Source organism: Streptomyces sp. IBSNAI002, from assembly GCF_052244475.1.
GTDB lineage: Bacteria > Actinomycetota > Actinomycetes > Streptomycetales > Streptomycetaceae > Streptomyces.
Genome location: NZ_JBQPXG010000002.1, coordinates 1,808,543 through 1,826,702, shown reverse-complemented (window position 1 = coordinate 1,826,702; position 18,160 = coordinate 1,808,543). Strand labels below are relative to the sequence as shown.

Sequence of the window (18,160 nt, the reverse complement as noted above, 5' to 3'; positions counted from 1 at the left end):
CGCAGGCGCAGGCCTCACAGGCTGGTGGAAACCCGCCGTCCCCTTCGGGGGCGGCGGGTTTTCCCGTCCTCCGGGCCCGCGGGGCCGTACCGCGCCCGCACCACCACGGCCTCCCGGCTCAGCCCCCGCCCCTCGGCCGCGTACGCCGCGTAGCGCTCGGCGCCCAGCAGCTCACCCGCCCGCTCCTGGCACATCAGCCGCGGCGCGTTGAAGTACCCCGAGCCGAACAGCTGGAGGCCCACCCCGGCCCACATCGGCTCCGCCGCCCCCTGGAGCACCGCCGCCTCCGCCGGATCGCCCTCCGCGACCGCGACCAGCGCGAGCAGCTCCAGCGCCAGCACCAGCCCCACCAGGTCGTGGAAGGCGTGGTTGATGGCCACGCACTCGGTCAGCAGCTGCCGCGCCTCGTCCGCCGCCCCCGCGTCCAGCGCCGCGTAGGCGAGGACGTAGAGGGCGTACGCCTTCGTCCACCGCTCCCCGCGCTCCTCGCAGATCTCCCGGACCTCCTGGCACAGCGACAGCGCCCCGGCCGGCTCCCCCTGGAAGGCCAGCGCCATCGCCAGCTCCACCTGGCACATCAGCACGTTGCTGTTCAGCTCCCCGGCGTCCCGGTACCGCTCCAGCGCCTGGCCCAGCAGCTCCGCCGCCCGCGCCATGTCGTCCGAGACCAGCGCCAGGCAGCCCAGCCGGTGCACCGCGTACGCAGCCGCCACCGGGTTTCCGCCGCGCGCCGCCGCGTCCCGGCACTCGTACAGCGCGCTCATGGCGGCCACCGCGTCGCCCTGGAGGACCGCGACGTACCCCAGCACCCACAGCGCCTTCAGCCGGGAGTTCTCGTATTCCGCCGGCTGGTCCGCGTCCTCCAGGGCCCGGTCCAGCCAGTGCCGGCCCTCCGTCAGCCGGCCGCAGCCCGCCCAGTAGAACCACAGCGTCCCCGCCAGGTACTGGGCCAGGTGCGCCTCGTCCGGCTCGTCCAGCGAGCACTCCATCGCGAGGCGCAGATTCGGCAGCTCCGTCTCCACCAGCGCCGCCACCTCGACCTGCCGCGGGCTGAACCAGTCCAGCTCGCACCAGGTCGCCAGGCCCACGTACCAGTCCCGGTGCCGCCGCCGCAGCCGGCCCGCGTCACCCAGCGACTCCAGCCAGCCCGCCCCGTACGCACGTACGGTCTCCAGCATCCGGTAGCGCACCCCGGCCGCCGTCTCCTCCCGGAACAGGACGGACTGGGCCAGGAGCTCCCCGACCAGGTCCAGCACGTTCTCCACCGGCAGGTCCGGCCCCGCGCACACGTACTCCGCTGCATCGAGGTCGAAGGGACCGGCGAACACCGACAGCCGCGCCCACAGCAGCCGCTCCGCGGCCGTGCACAGCTCGTGGCTCCAGCCGATCGCCGTACGCAGGGCCCGGTGCCGGGGGAGCGCCCCGCGCGAGCCGCCCGTCAGCAGGGCGAACCGGTCGTCCAGGCGGGCCAGCACCTGCGCGGGGGACAGCGCCCGCAGCCGCCCCGCCGCCAGCTCCAGGGCCAGCGGGATCCCGTCGAGGCGGGCGCACAGCTCGGTCAGCTCGGCCCGGTTCGCCGCGGTCACCGCGAAGGCCGGGTCGGCGGCGCGGGCCCGGGCCGCCAGCAGGGCCAGCGCCTCCTCCGGGGAGGGCGGCGCCAGCGGGAGGACCAGCTCTCCGTCCAGGTCCAGTGGCCGCCGGCCCGCCGCCAGCACCCGCAGGCCGGGGCAGCCGCGCAGCAGCTCCCGCACCAGCCCGGCCACCTCCTCGACCAGCTGCTCGAAGCCGTCCAGGACCAGCAGCATCCGCCGCCCGGCCAGGTGCTCGGCCAGGACGGTCCGCGGGGCCCGGAGGGTGTGGTCGGTCAGCCCGAGGGCCTCCGTGACGGCCAGTTCCAGCAGATCGGGATCCCGTACGGGCGACAGCTCGACCAGCCATGCACCGTCGCAGTAGCGTTCCTGCTCGCCGTCCGCCCGCTCGCCCGCCGCGGCGAGCACCAGCCGGGACTTGCCCACCCCGCCCGCACCGGTCACCGTCACCAGCCGTGAGGACTCCAGGAGCCGCCCCACCTCGGCGAGTTCGGCACCCCGCCCGACGAAGCCGCTCAGCTCCGAGGGAAGATTGCCGTTGGTCCTCTGTCGCATGGGACACGGAGGGTACTGGTCCGGACGCGCTGCGTACAAGGCGGGCGTCTCGACCTCGTAATTCGGGTACGGCAGCGGATCCCCGGCGCGATAGGGTCGGGGGAGACTTTTCTTTGTGGATTTCTAGGCTCAGGGAGCGGTGCAACGTGTCCGGTGGAGAGGTGGCCGGGATCCTCGTGGCCGTCTTCTGGGCCATCCTGGTCTCCTTCCTCGCCGTGGCGCTGGCGAGGCTGGCGCAGGTGCTCAAGGCGACCACCAAGCTGGTGGCCGACGTGACCGAGCAGGCCGTCCCGCTGCTGGCGGACGCCTCCACGACCGTCCGCTCCGCGCGCACCCAGCTGGACCGGGTCGACGCCATCGCGAGCGACGTCCAGGAGGTCACCTCCAACGCCTCCGCGCTCTCCTCCACCGTGGCCTCCGCCTTCGGGGGGCCGCTGGTCAAGGTCGCGGCCTTCGGCTACGGCGTCCGCCGGGCGCTGGGCCGCACGGACGAGTCGCCCGCGAAGACCACCCGGCGAACCGTGATCGTCGGCCGTACCGTGCCGGCGGCCCGCCGTCGGAAGCAGAAGGGCTGAGACCGCAGATGTTCCGCCGAGCCTTCTGGTTCACCGCAGGCGCCGCCGCCGGTGTGTGGGCCACCACCAAGGTCAACCGTCAGCTCAAGAAGCTGACACCGGAGAGCCTCGCCGCCCAGGCCGCAGACAAGGCCGTGGAGGCGGGCCACCGGCTCAAGGACTTCGCCCTCGACGTCAAGGCGGGAATGACGCAGCGCGAGGACGAGCTGAACGATGCACTGGGGCTGAACAGCGACCCCGACCGGCCCGACAACGTCACGGCCCTCCCCGGGCCCCGGCGGCTGCGGGCCATCGAGCACGACAAGACCACCCACCGAACGAACCGCCCAGCGGTTACGTACAACCGGAATGAGGACCACTGATGGAGTCGGCTGAAATCCGCCGCCGCTGGCTGAGCTTCTTCGAGGAGCGCGGTCACGCCGTTGTCCCTTCGGCGTCGCTCATCGCGGACGACCCGACTCTGCTGCTGGTCAACGCGGGCATGGTCCCGTTCAAGCCGTACTTCCTCGGTGAGACCAAGCCCCCGGCCCCCCGCGCCACCAGCGTGCAGAAGTGCGTCCGTACGCCGGACATCGAAGAGGTCGGCAAGACCACCCGCCACGGCACGTTCTTCCAGATGTGCGGCAACTTCTCCTTCGGCGACTACTTCAAGGAAGGCGCCATCAAGTACGCCTGGGAGCTGCTCACCGGCTCCGTGGCGGACGGCGGCTACGGCCTGGAGCCGGAGAAGCTCTGGATCACGGTCTACCTCGACGACGACGAGGCCGAGCAGATCTGGCGCGAGAAGATCGGTGTGCCCGCAGAGCGCATCCAGCGCCTGGGCAAGAAGGACAACTTCTGGTCCATGGGCGTCCCCGGCCCCTGCGGCCCGTGCTCGGAGATCAACTACGACCGCGGCCCCGAGTTCGGCGTCGAGGGCGGCCCGGCCGTCAACGACGAGCGCTACGTGGAGATCTGGAACCTGGTCTTCATGCAGTACGAGCGCGGCGCCGGCGACGGGAAGGAAGACTTCCCGATCCTCGGCGACCTGCCGTCGAAGAACATCGACACGGGTCTGGGCCTCGAGCGTCTCGCCATGATCCTGCAGGGCGTGCAGAACATGTACGAGACCGACACCCTGCGCGTGGTCATGGACAAGGCCACCGAGCTGACCGGCGTCCAGTACGGCGCCGCTCAGGGTACCGACGTGTCGATGCGCGTGGTCGCCGACCACATCCGCACCTCCGTCATGCTCATCGGCGACGGCGTCACCCCCGGCAACGAGGGCCGCGGTTACGTGCTGCGCCGCATCATGCGCCGCGCCATCCGCAACATGCGCCTCATGGGCGCCACCGGTCCCGTCGTCCAGGACCTCGTCGACGTCGTGATCAACACGATGGGGCAGCAGTACCCGGAGCTCGTCACCGACCGCAAGCGCATCGAGACCGTCGCGCTCGCCGAAGAGGCCGCCTTCCTCAAGGCCGTCAAGGGCGGCACGAACATCCTCGACACCGCCGTCACCGAGACCAAGGCCGCCGGCGGCACGGTCCTCTCCGGCGACAAGGCGTTCCTGCTCCACGACACCTGGGGCTTCCCGATCGACCTCACCCTGGAGATGGCCGCCGAGCAGGGCCTCTCCGTGGACGAGCCCGGCTTCCGCCGCCTGATGCAGGAGCAGCGCGACCGCGCCAAGGCCGACGCCAAGGCCAAGAAGACCGGCCACGCGGACATGTCCGCCTACCGGGAGATCGCCGACGGCTCCGGCGCCACCGAGTTCACCGGCTACGCCACCACCCAGGGCGAGTCCACCATCGTCGGCCTGCTGGTCAACGGCGTCTCCGCGCCCGCCGCCTCCGAGGGCGACGAGGTCGAGGTCGTCCTCGACCGCACCCCCTTCTACGCCGAGGGCGGCGGCCAGCTCGCCGACCAGGGCCGCATCAGGCTCGACTCGGGCGCCGTCATCGTCGTCCGCGACGTGCAGCAGCCGGTCCCGGGCGTCTCCGTGCACAAGGGATCCGTCCAGGTCGGCGAAGTGACGGTGGGCGCCTCCGCGTACGCCGCCATCGACGTGACCCGCCGCCGGGCCATCGCCCGCGCCCACTCGGCCACGCACCTGACCCACCAGGCCCTGCGCGACGCGCTGGGCCCGACAGCCGCCCAGGCCGGCTCCGAGAACAGCCCCGGCCGCTTCCGCTTCGACTTCGGCTCGCCGAACGCCGTCCCCGGCTCGGTCCTCACCGACGTCGAGCAGAAGATCAACGACGTGCTCTCCCGCGAGCTCGACGTCACCGCCGAGGTCATGAGCATCGACGAGGCGAAGAAGCAGGGCGCCATCGCCGAGTTCGGCGAGAAGTACGGCGAGCGCGTGCGCGTCGTCACCATCGGCGACTTCTCCAAGGAGCTGTGCGGCGGCACGCACGTCGGCAACACCGCCCAGCTGGGCCTGGTGAAGCTGCTCGGCGAGTCCTCCATCGGCTCCGGTGTACGCCGCGTCGAGGCCCTCGTCGGCGTGGACGCGTACAACTTCCTGGCCAAGGAGCACACGGTCGTCGCCCAGCTCCAGGAGCTGGTCAAGGGCCGTCCGGAGGAGCTGCCGGAGAAGATCGCCTCCATGCTCGGCAAGCTGAAGGACGCCGAGAAGGAGATCGAGAAGTTCCGCGCGGAGAAGGTCCTCCAGGCCGCCGCCGGGCTCGCACAGAACGCCCAGGACATCCACGGCGTCGCCCTCGTCGTAGGCCAGGTGCCGGACGGCACGGGCGCCGACGACCTGCGCAAGCTGGTCCTCGACGTCCGGGGCCGCATCCAGGGCGACCGCCCGGCCGTCGTGGCCCTGTTCACCGTGGCGAACGACCGCCCGCTGACCGTCATCGCCACCAACGAGGCCGCCCGCGAGCGCGGTCTCAAGGCCGGCGACCTGGTCCGTACGGCCGCCAAGACCCTCGGTGGCGGCGGTGGCGGCAAGCCGGACGTCGCCCAGGGCGGCGGCCAGAACGCGGGCGCCGTCCCGGAGGCCATCAGCGCCGTCGAGCGCCTCGTCGCAGAGACGGCCTGACGATGACCCTGCGCCGCGGCCGCCGGCTGGCGATCGATGTAGGGGACGCCCGGATCGGGGTCGCCTCCTGCGACCCCGACGGGGTCCTGGCCACTCCGGTGGAAACCGTCCCGGGCCGGGACATCCCGTTCGCCCACCGGCGGCTGCGGCAGCTCGTCGAGGAGTACGAGCCCCTCGAAGTCGTGGTCGGCCTGCCCCGTTCGCTCAGCGGGCGGGAGGGGCCGGCCGCGGCCAAGGTGCGCGTCTTCGCGAACGAACTGGCGAAGGGCATCAAGCCGGTGACGGTCCGTCTGGTGGACGAGCGGATGACCACGGTCACCGCCGCCCAGGGGCTGCGCGCCTCCGGGAAGAACGCGAAGAAGGGCAGATCGGTCATCGACCAGGCGGCCGCTGTGGTGATCCTTCAGAACGCTCTTGAGACCGAACGGGTATCAGGTAATCCGCCCGGCGAGTGCGTCGAAGTGGTTGTCTGATCGCGATACGGTAACGTTCCGCGCGATGAGACGGCATTCGAACAAGCCGTCGCCTTCGTCTCGCGGCTCTAGGGGACCGATGACTGAGTATGGCCGGGGCCGTGGCCCCGAACCGTGGCACCCGGAGGACCCGCTGTACGCGGACCAGGGGTGGACCGGGCACCAGACCCAGCAGGGCCAGGCGCCGTACGCCGATCCGCAGCAGGGGTATCCGCAGGAGCAGCAGTACCAGCAGCAGTACCCCGAGCAGCAGCAGTACGCGCAGCAGCAGTACCCGGAGCAGCAGCAGTACGAGCAGTACCCGCAGCAGGGACAGCACCCGCAGTACCCCGAGCAGGGGCACCCGGAGCAGCAGTACCGGCAGCAGGGGCAGTTCCCGCAGTACGCCCAGCAGCAGGCCTATGCCCCGCAGGTCCCGCAGGCGCCCCAGCAGCCGGTGTACGACTCCCAGGGCTGGGACACCGGCCAGGCCCCGTATGCGGAGCCCGCACCGGCGGACCCGTACGCGGGCGCGGACCCGTACGCCCAGCAGGCCGTCGCCGGCTACCCCGGCGAGGCGCCCGACCTGTACTCCACGGACGAGGCCTACCCGCCGCCGCAGCCTCCCGGCCGGCGCCACCTGGAGCCGGAGCGGGCGGAGCAGGAGGACGAGGACTCCGAGAGCGCGTCCGACGCCGGCGACGGCCGTGACGGTGACGAGCCGGCCGGCGGCGGTCGCCGGGGCGGCCGCTCGAAGGGCGGCAAGGGCGGCAAGTCCAAGGAGCGCAGCGGCGCCGCGTGCCTGGTGGCCTCCCTCGTCATCGTGGCGGTGCTCGGCGGTGGCGGCTACTACGGCTACACGTACCTCAAGGACCGGTTCGCCACGGCCGAGGACTACGCGGGCGAGGGCACCGGCGAGTCGGTCGACGTGGAGATCCCCAAGGGCTCCTCCCTGGCCGCGATGGGCAACATCCTCAAGAAGCACGGCATCGTCGCGAGCGTGGAGGCCTTCACCACCGCGGCGAACGTCAACCCCAAGGGCAAGTCGATCCAGCCGGGCGTCTACCCCCTCAAGAAGAAGATGTCGGCGGCGGCCGCCGTCGCGTTCATGACCGACCCGACGAAGCTGAACGTGATCACGGTTCCCGAGGGCAAGCGGAACGTCGAGGTCTACAAGGCCATCGACAACCGTCTCGGCAAGCCGGCCGGCACCACCGAGGAGATCGCCAAGCGCGAGGCCAAGAACCTGGGCCTGCCGGCCTGGGCGGGCAACAACCCGAAGCTCATCGACCCCCTCGAAGGCTTCCTCTACCCGGCGCGCTACGACATCAGCAAGGACAGCACGCCCGAGTCGCTGCTCAAGCAGATGGTCAAGCACGCGTCGGACAAGTACGCCGATCTGGGCATCGAGGGCAAGGCCAAGGAGCTGGGCCTCGAGAACCCGCTCCAGGTGGTCACGGTCGCCAGCCTCGTCAACGCCGAGGGCAAGAACCACGAGGACTTCCGCAAGATGTCCGAGGTCGTCTACAACCGTCTGAAGAAGACCAACGACGTCACCAACCAGAAGCTCGAATTCGATTCGACCTTCAACTACATCAAGGGCACGAGCGAGATCAACTTCTCCATGAAGGAGGCGAGGGCGCTCGACAACCCCTACAACACGCACTTCGTGAAGGGTCTGCCGCCCGGCCCCATCGGGAATCCCGGAGCGGACGCCCTGAGCGCTACGCTCAACCCCGACCACGGCGGCTGGATGTTCTTCGTGTCGGTCGACGGCGTCACGACGACCTTCACCCAGACCTACGAAGAGCACCAGACGCTGGTCGCGGAATTCCTCGAGCGGCAGAAGAAGAACGGCGGTTAGGCAAGGCATGTCACGCATAAGGGCCGCGGTGCTGGGTTCGCCCATCGAGCACTCCCTCTCACCGGTGCTGCACCGCGCCGCCTACCAGGAGCTCGGCCTCGCCGACTGGTCGTACGACCGCTTCGACGTCGACGAGGCCGCGCTCCCGGGGTTCATCGCCGGCCTCGGCCCCGAATGGGCCGGGCTGTCCCTGACGATGCCGCTGAAGCGCGCGGTCATCCCGCTGCTCGACGCCGTCAGCGACACCGCCGCCTCGGTCGAGGCGGTCAACACGGTCGTCTTCACCGAGGACGGCCGCCGGCTCGGCGACAACACCGACATCCCGGGCATCGTCGCCGCCCTGCACGAACGCGGCATCGAGAAGGTGCCGTCCGCCGCCATCCTCGGCGCCGGGGCCACCGCCTCCTCGGCCCTGGCCGCGCTCTCCAGGATCTGCACCGGCGAGGTCACGGCGTACGTCCGCTCGCGGGCCCGCGCCCACGAGATGCGGCAGTGGGGCGAGCGGCTCGGCGTCCCCGTCCGTACGGCCGACTGGTCCGAGGCGGCCGGGGCGCTGGCCGCGCCGCTCGTCGTCGCGACCACCCCGGCCGGGGCCACCGACGCACTGGCCGCAGCCGTACCCGAGGCCCCGGGCACGCTCTTCGACGTCCTGTACGACCCCTGGCCGACCCCCCTCGCGGCGTCCTGGTCGCAGCGGGGCGGCACGGTCATCGGCGGGCTGGACCTGCTGGTCCACCAGGCCGTGCTCCAGGTCGAGCAGATGACGGGCCGCGACCGGGGGCCGCTGGCGGCCATACGCGCCGCCGCGGAACGGGCGCTCGCCGCCCGTTAGGCTTTCCTGCTCGGCACCCTCGCCGTCCGGACGGCCGTCACCCGGGTCCGGCAGCGCCGCAGCCGGGTCGGCTGACGGACAAGCCGTCCGATAGCTGGACTCGAGGCCGGTATCCCCGTCCGGACATGGGAGGATCGGGTGAGGCGGGTCCGGGGCCGCGCACCCGGGGCGCGCCGTGCTGAACCAGGCGCGAGCATGAGGAGCATCGTTGAGCAGGTTGCGTTGGCTGACCGCCGGGGAGTCCCACGGACCGGCACTGGTGGCGACGCTGGAGGGACTTCCCGCCGGCGTCCCGGTCACCACCGAGCTGGTGGCCGACCACCTGGCCCGGCGCCGGCTCGGCTACGGCCGCGGTGCCCGGATGAAGTTCGAGCAGGACGAGATCACTTTCATCGGCGGGGTCCGGCACGGGCTGTCGCTGGGTTCCCCCGTGGCCGTGATGGTCGGCAACAGCGAGTGGCCCAAGTGGGAGACCGTCATGTCGGCCGACCCGGTCGACCCCTCGCTGCTCAAGGACACCGGCCGCAACGCGCCGCTGACCCGTCCGCGGCCCGGCCACGCCGACCTCGCGGGCATGCAGAAGTACGGCTTCGACGAGGCCCGGCCGATCCTGGAGCGCGCCAGCGCCCGCGAGACCGCCGCCCGAGTCGCCCTCGGAGCCATCGCCCGGTCCTTCATCAAGGAGGTCGCGGGCATCGAGATCGTCTCGCACGTGGTGGAACTGGCCGCGGCCAAGGCCCCGTACGGCATCTACCCGACCCCCGCCGACGTCGAGAAGCTCGACGCCGACCCGGTGCGCTGCCTCGACGCCGACGCCAGCAAGGCGATGGTCGCGGAGATCGACCAGGCCCACAAGGACGGCGACACCCTCGGCGGCGTCGTCGAGGTGCTCGCCTACGGAGTCCCCGTCGGCCTCGGCTCGCACGTCCACTGGGACCGCCGCCTCGACGCCCGCCTCGCGGCGGCGCTCATGGGCATCCAGGCCATCAAGGGCGTCGAGGTCGGCGACGGCTTCGAGCTGGCCCGCGTGCCCGGCTCCCAGGCGCACGACGAGATCGTCTCCACCCCCGAGGGCCTCAAGCGCACCTCCGGCCGCTCCGGCGGCACCGAGGGCGGTCTGACCACCGGTGAGCTGCTGCGCGTACGGGCCGCCATGAAGCCCATCGCGACCGTGCCGCGCGCGCTCGCGACCGTGGACGTGGCCACCGGAGAGGCGACGGTGGCCCACCACCAGCGCTCCGACGTGTGCGCCGTCCCCGCCGCCGGCATCGTGGCCGAGGCCATGGTCGCCCTCGTGCTGGCCGACGCCGTGGTCGAGAAGTTCGGCGGCGACTCCGTGCCCGAGACGCGCCGCAACGTCCAGGCGTACCTCGACAACCTGCAGATCCGGTGACGGGCGGACCCAGCACCCCGAGCGCGCCGGCCGTCGTCCTCGTCGGGCCCCCGGGCTCCGGCAAGTCCACGGTGGGGGAGCTGATCGCCCAGCGGCTCGGCGTCGCCTACCGGGACACGGACGCGGACATCGTCGCGGCCCAGGGCCGGGAGATCTCCGACATCTTCGTCGACGAGGGCGAGCCGTACTTCCGTGAGCTGGAGCGGCAGGCGGTCGCCGCCGCAGTCGCCGAGCACACCGGGGTCCTCTCCCTGGGCGGCGGCGCGATCCTCGACCCGGGCACCCGCGGACTGCTCGCCGGGCTGCCCGTCGCCTACCTGTCGATGGAGGTCGAGTCGGCCGTGCGGCGCGCGGGCCTCGGCGCCGCCCGCCCGCTGCTGGCCGTCAACCCGCGCCGCCAGTGGCGCGAGCTGATGGACGCCCGCCGCCCCCTGTACACCGAAGTCGCGCGCGTCGTGGTGGCCACCGACGACCGCACCCCCGAAGAGGTCGCCCAGGCGGTCCTCGACGCTCTGGAGTTGAAGGACGTATGACGGACCAGGTGACGCGGATCCAGGTCGGTGCCGACGCCGGCCACGACGCGTACGAGGTGCTCGTCGGGCACCAGCTGCTCGGCGAGCTGGGCAGCATGATCGGCGGCAAGGCCCAGCGGGTCGCCGTGATCCACCCCGAGGCCCTGGCCTCCACGGGTGAGGCGCTGCGTTACGACCTCGCCGAACAGGGCTACGAGGCGGTCGCCATCCAGGTGCCGAACGCCGAGGAGGCCAAGACGGCCGAGGTGGCCGCGTACTGCTGGAAGGCACTCGGCCAGTCCGGTTTCACCCGCACCGACGTCGTCGTCGGCGTCGGCGGGGGCTCCACCACCGACCTCGCGGGCTTCGTCGCGGCCACCTGGCTGCGCGGAGTGCGCTGGATCGCCGTACCGACCACCGTCCTCGCGATGGTCGACGCGGCGGTCGGCGGCAAGACCGGCATCAACACCGCCGAGGGCAAGAACCTCGTCGGCGCCTTCCACCCGCCGGCCGGTGTGCTGTGCGACCTGGCGGCGCTGGACTCGCTGCCGGTCAACGACTACGTCAGCGGCCTCGCCGAGGTCATCAAGGCCGGTTTCATCTCCGACCCGGTGATCCTCGACCTGATCGAGGCGGACCCGCAGGGGGCCCGGACGCCCACCGGCCCGCACACCACCGAGCTCATCGTGCGGTCGATCCAGGTCAAGGCCGACGTGGTCTCCAGCGACCTCAAGGAGACCGGCCTCCGCGAGTTCCTCAACTACGGCCACACCCTCGGGCACGCCATCGAGAAGAACGAGCGCTACAAGTGGCGGCACGGCGCGGCCGTCTCCGTCGGCATGGTCTTCGCGGCGGAACTCGGCCGCCTCGCGGGCCGCCTCGACGACGCCACGGCCGACCGGCACCGCTCGGTGCTCGCCTCGGTGGGCCTGCCGCTCACCTACCGCGGCGACCAGTGGCCCAAGCTGCTCCAGACCATGCAGCTCGACAAGAAGTCGCGGGGCAACCTGCTGCGCTTCGTCGTCCTCGACGGCCTGGGCAAGCCCACCGTGCTGGAAGGCCCCGACCCGGCGCACCTGATCGCCGCCTACGGCGAGGTGTCCGCGTGAGCCGTCACGTGCTCGTGCTGAACGGCCCGAACCTGGGCCGGCTCGGCTCGCGCGAGCCCGATGTGTACGGGGCCACCTCGTACGCGGGCCTGGTGGAGAGCTGCCGCACGCTGGGCGCGGAACTCGGTTTCGACGTCGAGGTCCGCGAGACCAACGACGAGGGGCAGATCGTGCGCTGGCTGCACGAGGCGGCCGACGGGAAGATCCCCGTGGTCATCAACCCGGGCGCCTTCACGCACTACTCGTACGCCATGCGGGACGCGGCGGCGCAGCGCACCGCGCCGCTCATCGAGGTGCACATCTCGAACCCGTACGCGCGCGAGGAGTTCCGGCACACCTCGGTCATCGCCCCCGTGGCGACCGGGACCGTCGCGGGCTTCGGCATCGGGTCGTACCGGCTGGCGCTGAGGGCGCTGGCGGACGAGGTCGCCGAGGTCATATAACGTTCTCGCATCAGTCGCCGGAACGAGACGGAGTTGCACCGGATGCAGCAAGGAGTGGGGAGCGGGGGCGCGGGCTGGGGGCAGTCGGGACAGCACCCGGCAGCGCCGCCGCAGCCGCCGATACCCCCTGCGCAGGGCTGGCCGGGGTCCCCTCCGCCGGCATCGCACCAGGCGCGCCCCGCGCACCCCGCGGGGATGCCGCCGGTGCCGGAGGCCACCGGGCACATACCGCTGCCGCCCGCGGTGGCGGGCACCGGAGCGCACACCCTCGCGGTGCTGCTGATCGGCCCGGCCGGGGCGGGCAAGACCACCGTGGCCCGGCACTGGGCGAGCACCCGGCCGGTGGCCACCGCCCACATCAGCCTGGACGACGTCCGGGAGTGGGTCTGCTCGGGCTTCGCGGACCCGCAGGCGGGCTGGAACGAGCACTCCGAGGCCCAGTACCGCCTCGCCCGCCGCACCTGCGGGTTCGCCGCCCGCAACTACCTGGCCAACGGGATCTCCTGCATCCTCGACGACGCCGTCTTCCCGGACCGGCCGGTCGTCGGCCTGGGCGGCTGGAAGCGGCACGTGGGCCCCGCGCTGCTGCCGGTGGTGCTGCTGCCGGGCCTGGAGATCGTCCTGGAGCGCAACGCGGCCCGCGCCGGCAACCGCAGGCTCTCCGACGAGGAGGTCGCGCGCATCCACGGCAGGATGGCGGGCTGGTACGGCTCCGGCCTGCCGATCATCGACAACTCCCACCTCGACGTCGAAGGCACGGCAAGGGCCCTCGACGAGGCCCTGGCCCGCGCGCTGGCCTAGGGCCTGTCGTCAAACTCCCGTCGTCGCCCGGAGGGCGGCCCTGCGGCGAGAGCGCGTGCCAGGCGTCGCGGGGCAGACGGGAGTTTGACGACAGGCCCTGGGGGGTGTCTGACGGATGCCCCGGCAGCGGCGGCGCACGTCCGGACGCGCTCGCCAGGCCGGAGGAGCGCGGCGCTCGTACGCTCGAAGACATGTCAGACGTGTACGCCGCCCGCCGGGGCACGCTTCGCGACCGCTGCGCCGCCGCGGGGAACGCCGCCGCGCTGATCACGCGTCCGGCGAACGTCCGCTATCTCTCCGGGGCGTCCCCGCTGGGCGCCGTCCTCCTGGTGGGGCCGTCCGAGGACGTGATGTTCTGCGTCAACGCGCCCACCGGCGAGGCCGACGAGGGCCGCCTCGACGAGCACCTCAAGGTGTCCGTGCTGGCGAGCCCCGGCGGGGATCCGGCCGTCGCGGCCGGAGACCTCGCGGCCGCCGTCCGCGCGGACTCGCTGGCGGTGGAGGAGCACCACCTCACCGTGGCCCGGCACCGGGCCCTGCGCTCCGTCGCACCGTCGCTGCGCCTGTCCGACCTCGGCAACGCCGTGGAGCAGCAGCGCCTGGTCAAGGACGAGGAGGAGATCGCCTGCCTGCGGATCGCCGCCGAGATCGCCGACCAGGCCCTGGGCGAACTGCTGGAGTCCATCCTCGTCGGACGCACCGAACGCCACCTCGCGCTGGAGCTGGAGCGGCGGCTCGTCGACCACGGGGCCGACGGACCGGCGTTCCCGACCTCCGTCGGGACGGGCCCGCACTCCGGCCGCTCCCGGCACCGGCCCTCCGACCGCCGGGTGGAGGAGGGCGACTTCCTGACCGTCTGCCTCGGCGCCGGCTACCGCGGCTACCGCTGCGAGATCGGCCGCACCTTCGTGATCGGCACCACCCCCGCGGACTGGCAGATCCAGCTGTACGACCTGGTCTTCGCCGCGCAGCGGGCCGGGCGGGAGGCCCTCGTCCCGGGCGCCGCGTACCGGGACGTGGACCACGCCGCCCGCTCCGTACTGGACGCCGCGGGCCACGGGGAAGCCCTCGCGCCGTGGACCGGACACGGTGTCGGTCTCGAAATCGACGAGGACCCGCAGCTAGCACCTACGGCAATGGGTAAACTGGACGCTTGCGTGCCGGTCACCGTCGAACCGGGGGTTCACCTCCCGGGCCGGGGAGGTGTCCGGATCGATGACACGCTCGTCGTGCGCCCCGAGGCGGACGGCGGTCCCGAGCTACTCACCATTACGACCAAGGAGCTGCTCGCGCTCTAGCCCGTCGCCGGGCTGTGCGCGCACCCGTGGTCTTCCAGTGCAGGAGATTCCGCAACCGTGGCTTCCACGAACGACCTCAAGAACGGCATGGTGCTCAAGCTCGACGGTGGCCAGCTCTGGTCCGTCGTCGAGTTCCAGCACGTCAAGCCCGGCAAGGGCCCGGCCTTCGTGCGCACCAAGCTCAAGCACGTGCTCTCCGGCAAGGTCGTCGACAAGACCTTCAACGCCGGCACGAAGGTCGAGACCGCCACGATCGACCGGCGTGACATGCAGTTCTCGTACATGGACGGCGAGTACTTCGTCTTCATGGACATGCAGACCTACGACCAGCTGATGGTCGACCGGAAGGCCGTCGGCGACGCCGCCAACTTCCTGATTGAGGGCTTCACCGCCTCGGTCGCCCAGCACGAGGGCGAGGTGCTCTACGTCGAGCTCCCGGCCGCCGTCGAGCTGGTCATCGAGCACACCGACCCGGGCGTCCAGGGCGACCGCTCCACCGGCGGCACCAAGCCGGCGCGCCTGGAGACCGGTCACGAGATCCAGGTCCCGCTCTTCGTCACCACCGGAGAGAAGATCAAGGTCGACACCCGCACCAGCGACTACCTCGGCCGGGTGAACAGCTAACCGTGGCTGCCCGGAGCAACGCGCGCAAGCGCGCTTTCCAGATCCTGTTCGAGGCCGACCAGCGCGGGGTGCCCGTGCGCGAGGTCCTCGCGGACTGGATCCGCCACGCCCGGTCGGACGACCGGCAGCCGCCGGTCAGCGCCTTCACGATGGACCTCGTCGAGGGCTACGCCGACAAGGTGAACCGGATCGACGACCTGATCGTCACCTACGCCGTGGACTGGGAGCTCGACCGCATGCCGGTCGTGGACCGCAACATCCTGCGGCTCGGTGCCTACGAGCTGATCTGGGTGGACGACACCCCGGACGCCGTGGCGATCGACGAGGCCGTCCAGCTGGCCAAGGAGTTCTCGACGGACGACTCCCCGTCGTTCGTGAACGGGCTGCTGGCCCGCTTCAAGGACCTGAAGCCGAATCTCCGCCGCCAGTAGTCTCCGGCGGATTCGGTTGAGCGGAGGGGCCGCAGCGGGCGCTGCGGCCCCTCCGCTGTGCGCGGGGCGGCCCCGAGGCGGGGCCGCCGTCCGCGGGCGCAACGCGAAACGGCGGGTGCCGGGAGCCTCCTGGGCTCCCGGCACCCGCCGGTAAACGTTTCTGCTGATACGGAAGAGGACTAGATGTCCTCGTGCGCCACGGCGCGACGGGCATCCGCGTCCAGCACGCCCCAGCTGATCAGCTGCTCGGTCAGGACCGAGGGGGACTGGTCGTAGATGACGGCGAGGGTGCGCAGGTCGTCCTGGCGGATCGACAGCACCTTGCCGTTGTAGTCACCGCGCTGGCTCTGGATCGTCGCCGCGTAACGCTGGAGCGGGCCGGCCTTCTCGGCGGGCACGCCCGCCAGGCGCTCCAGGTCGAGACGCAGCTTCGGCGGCGGCTCGGCCGCTCCGCCCGGAGTCGTGCCCGGCAGGAGCTCCTGCACCGGCACCCCGTAGAAGTCCGCCAGCTCGGCAAGGCGCTGGACGGTCACCGCGCGGTCTCCGCGCTCGTAAGAACCGACCACCACGGCCTTCCACCGGCCCTGGGACTTCTCCTCGACACCATGGAGGGAAAGGCCCTGCTGGGTGCGGATGGCACGGAGCTTGGCCCCGAGCTGTTTGGCGTATTCGCTGGACATAACGCTCCCGGACGCTGTGACGCTGTGACGGCTTGGACACTGCGACTACGTAACTACGTGCGGCTCCGCCGCGCGGCTGGTAACTCACTGTGAGGTTACGCAGCGTTACTTGGATGCGTCAAGCCGAATGGTCTCCATCGCCCCCTCAAGAGCGTTCCCCACGGCCTTTCCCGGACCTCCCGCGCACCCACCCGGTACGGTCGACCGGCGAGCCCCTGGTACCGTGGGACACGTACATCAGACGTCCTTTAAGGTCCGTCCCGTGAGGCGGAGAAGGAGGTCCTTTTCATGGACGCTCAGAACGCTCAGGCCCAGCCCGGTCAGAACGCCGACGCGGCGCGCCCCGTACTCGAGGCGCAGGACATCGCCCGGGTCCTGACCCGCATCGCCCACGAGATCGTCGAACGCGCCAAGGGCGCCGACGACGTGGTGCTCCTCGGCATCCCCACCCGCGGTGTGTACCTCGCCCGCCGTCTGGCCGCCAAGCTCGAAGAGATCACCGGCACGAAGATCCCGGTCGGTTCCCTCGACATCACCATGTACCGCGACGACCTGCGCATGAAGCCCGCCCGCGCGATCGGCCGCACCGAGATCCCCGGCGACGACCTCGACGGCCGTCTCGTCGTCCTCGTCGACGACGTGCTCTTCTCCGGCCGCACCATCCGCGCCGCCCTCGACGCCCTCGGCGACCTCGGCCGGCCGCGCGCCGTGCAGCTGGCCGTCCTCGTCGACCGCGGACACCGCGAGCTTCCCATCCGCGCCGACTACGTCGGCAAGAACCTCCCCACGTCGCTGCGGGAGACCGTCAAGGTCCAGCTCCAGGAGGAGGACGGCCGTGACGCCGTACTGCTCGGCCAGCGGACCGCCCAGGCAGCCGGGCTGTAGCCCTTTCGAGTGAGACGGGCCTCCACGGGGGTCCGCGCCGAAGCCTGCCCTGCCCCGACCTCCGCCTGCCCTCCTGACCTACGGAGCACCCAGATGAAGCGCCACCTCATCTCGGCCGCCGATCTCACGCGCGACGACGCCGTCCTGATCCTCGACACCGCCGAGGAGATGGCCCGCGTCGCGGACCGGCCGATCAAGAAGCTGCCCACCCTGCGCGGCCTCACGGTCGTCAACCTCTTCTTCGAGGACTCGACCCGCACCCGGATCTCCTTCGAGGCGGCCGCCAAGCGGCTCTCCGCCGACGTCATCAACTTCTCCGCGAAGGGTTCCTCGGTTTCCAAGGGCGAATCCCTGAAGGACACCGCGCTGACCCTCGAGGCCATGGGCGCGGACGCCGTCGTCATCCGCCACCACGCCTCCGGCGCCCCCTACCGGCTCGCGACCTCCGGCTGGATCGACTCCGCCGTGGTCAACGCCGGCGACGGCACCCACGAGCACCCCACCCAGGCCCTGCTGGACGCCTTCACCATGCGCCGCCGCCTGGTCGGCCGTGACGCGGGCCTCGGCAAGGACCTGAACGGCCGGCGCATCACCATCGTCGGCGACGTCCTGCACAGCCGGGTCGCCCGCTCCAACGTCCAGCTGCTCCACACCCTCGGCGCCGAGGTCACCGTCGTGGCCCCGCCGACGCTGGTCCCGATCGGCGTCGAGAGCTGGCCGTGCGAGGTCTCGTACAACCTGGACGAGGTGCTGCCGAAGTCCGATGCGGTGATGATGCTGCGTGTGCAGCGCGAACGCATGAACGCCGCCTTCTTCCCGACCGAGCGCGAGTACTCCCGCCGGTACGGGCTCGACGGCGACCGCATGGCGAAGATGCCCGAGCACGCCATCGTGATGCACCCCGGCCCGATGAACCGCGGCATGGAGATCACCGCCGCGGTCGCCGACTCCGACCGCTGCACGGCCGTCGAGCAGGTCGCCAACGGCGTGTCCACCCGGATGGCCGTCCTGTACCTGCTGCTCGGAGGCTCCGAGCCCGCCGTCACCACCACCCCCGCCGCCGCCCGTACCGAGGAGACCAAGTAA

General features: G+C 71.7%; 18 protein-coding genes. 16 read left to right on the top strand and 2 right to left on the bottom strand.

Annotated elements, in window-relative coordinates:
• Positions 1 to 14: 14 nt before the first annotated feature.
• Positions 15 to 2,144: an ATP-binding protein gene (locus tag ACTVZO_RS08920; RefSeq protein ID WP_443297875.1), complete on the bottom strand. Its 2,130-nt coding sequence runs from the start codon at positions 2,142 to 2,144 to the stop codon at positions 15 to 17.
• A gap of 146 nt (positions 2,145 to 2,290) precedes the next feature.
• Between ACTVZO_RS08920 and ACTVZO_RS08915 the strand changes: the two genes are divergently transcribed.
• The 14 genes from ACTVZO_RS08915 to nusB all read left to right on the top strand — a co-directional run bounded on the left by ACTVZO_RS08915 (position 2,291) and on the right by nusB (position 15,509).
• Positions 2,291 to 2,719, top strand: a complete 429-nt coding sequence (locus ACTVZO_RS08915; RefSeq protein WP_443297874.1) for a DUF948 domain-containing protein — start codon at positions 2,291 to 2,293, stop codon at positions 2,717 to 2,719.
• 8 nt (positions 2,720 to 2,727) lie between these two features.
• The gene (locus ACTVZO_RS08910; protein WP_443297873.1) at positions 2,728 to 3,081 is read left to right on the top strand and encodes a DUF6167 family protein; all 354 of its coding nucleotides are present in this window, start codon (positions 2,728 to 2,730) and stop codon (positions 3,079 to 3,081) included.
• Entirely contained in the window at positions 3,081 to 5,750 is a 2,670-nt protein-coding gene (gene alaS / locus ACTVZO_RS08905; RefSeq protein WP_443297872.1) for an alanine--tRNA ligase, read from the top strand. Before ACTVZO_RS08910 ends, alaS begins: the two co-directional genes overlap by 1 nt.
• A gap of 2 nt (positions 5,751 to 5,752) precedes the next feature.
• Positions 5,753 to 6,223, top strand: coding sequence for a Holliday junction resolvase RuvX (gene ruvX, locus ACTVZO_RS08900; protein WP_030387206.1), 471 nt, complete (start codon positions 5,753 to 5,755; stop codon positions 6,221 to 6,223).
• Positions 6,224 to 6,302: 79 nt separating this feature from the next.
• Positions 6,303 to 8,066 carry an endolytic transglycosylase MltG gene (mltG, locus tag ACTVZO_RS08895; protein ID WP_443297871.1) on the top strand — a complete coding sequence of 588 codons (1,764 nt, stop codon included), beginning with the start codon at positions 6,303 to 6,305 and terminating at the stop codon, positions 8,064 to 8,066.
• 7 nt (positions 8,067 to 8,073) lie between these two features.
• On the top strand, positions 8,074 to 8,898 hold the full coding sequence (locus ACTVZO_RS08890) for a shikimate dehydrogenase (protein ID WP_443297870.1): 825 nt from the start codon (positions 8,074 to 8,076) through the stop codon (positions 8,896 to 8,898).
• Positions 8,899 to 9,106: 208 nt separating this feature from the next.
• Positions 9,107 to 10,291: a chorismate synthase gene (aroC, locus tag ACTVZO_RS08885; protein WP_443297869.1), complete on the top strand. Its 1,185-nt coding sequence runs from the start codon at positions 9,107 to 9,109 to the stop codon at positions 10,289 to 10,291.
• The gene (locus tag ACTVZO_RS08880; RefSeq protein WP_443297868.1) at positions 10,288 to 10,824 is read left to right on the top strand and encodes a shikimate kinase; all 537 of its coding nucleotides are present in this window, start codon (positions 10,288 to 10,290) and stop codon (positions 10,822 to 10,824) included. The genes aroC and ACTVZO_RS08880 overlap by 4 nt, the downstream gene beginning before the upstream one ends.
• Positions 10,821 to 11,912, top strand: coding sequence for a 3-dehydroquinate synthase (gene aroB / locus ACTVZO_RS08875; RefSeq protein WP_443297867.1), 1,092 nt, complete (start codon positions 10,821 to 10,823; stop codon positions 11,910 to 11,912). The genes ACTVZO_RS08880 and aroB overlap by 4 nt, the downstream gene beginning before the upstream one ends.
• Positions 11,909 to 12,355, top strand: coding sequence for a type II 3-dehydroquinate dehydratase (gene aroQ / locus ACTVZO_RS08870; protein ID WP_443297866.1), 447 nt, complete (start codon positions 11,909 to 11,911; stop codon positions 12,353 to 12,355). Before aroB ends, aroQ begins: the two co-directional genes overlap by 4 nt.
• Positions 12,356 to 12,397: 42 nt before the next feature.
• Positions 12,398 to 13,156, top strand: a complete 759-nt coding sequence (locus tag ACTVZO_RS08865) for an AAA family ATPase (protein ID WP_443297865.1) — start codon at positions 12,398 to 12,400, stop codon at positions 13,154 to 13,156.
• Positions 13,157 to 13,347: 191 nt separating this feature from the next.
• Positions 13,348 to 14,454: an aminopeptidase P family protein gene (locus tag ACTVZO_RS08860; protein WP_443297864.1), complete on the top strand. Its 1,107-nt coding sequence runs from the start codon at positions 13,348 to 13,350 to the stop codon at positions 14,452 to 14,454.
• Positions 14,455 to 14,511: 57 nt separating this feature from the next.
• The gene (gene efp, locus ACTVZO_RS08855) at positions 14,512 to 15,078 is read left to right on the top strand and encodes an elongation factor P (RefSeq protein ID WP_383349833.1); all 567 of its coding nucleotides are present in this window, start codon (positions 14,512 to 14,514) and stop codon (positions 15,076 to 15,078) included.
• 2 nt (positions 15,079 to 15,080) lie between these two features.
• On the top strand, positions 15,081 to 15,509 hold the full coding sequence (gene nusB, locus ACTVZO_RS08850; protein ID WP_443297863.1) for a transcription antitermination factor NusB: 429 nt from the start codon (positions 15,081 to 15,083) through the stop codon (positions 15,507 to 15,509).
• 179 nt (positions 15,510 to 15,688) lie between these two features.
• Here the strand turns inward: nusB and bldD are convergent, their stop codons facing one another.
• A complete protein-coding gene (gene bldD / locus ACTVZO_RS08845; RefSeq protein WP_007263032.1) occupies positions 15,689 to 16,189 on the bottom strand; it encodes a transcriptional regulator BldD in 501 nt (166 codons plus the stop codon).
• A gap of 288 nt (positions 16,190 to 16,477) precedes the next feature.
• Between bldD and pyrR the strand changes: the two genes are divergently transcribed.
• Both pyrR and ACTVZO_RS08835 read left to right on the top strand, forming a co-directional pair.
• Complete coding sequence (gene pyrR / locus ACTVZO_RS08840; RefSeq protein ID WP_443297862.1) at positions 16,478 to 17,074, top strand: bifunctional pyr operon transcriptional regulator/uracil phosphoribosyltransferase PyrR; 597 nt, start codon at positions 16,478 to 16,480, stop codon at positions 17,072 to 17,074.
• A 93-nt stretch (positions 17,075 to 17,167) separates the two neighbouring features.
• Positions 17,168 to 18,160 carry an aspartate carbamoyltransferase catalytic subunit gene (locus ACTVZO_RS08835; RefSeq protein ID WP_443297861.1) on the top strand — a complete coding sequence of 331 codons (993 nt, stop codon included), beginning with the start codon at positions 17,168 to 17,170 and terminating at the stop codon, positions 18,158 to 18,160.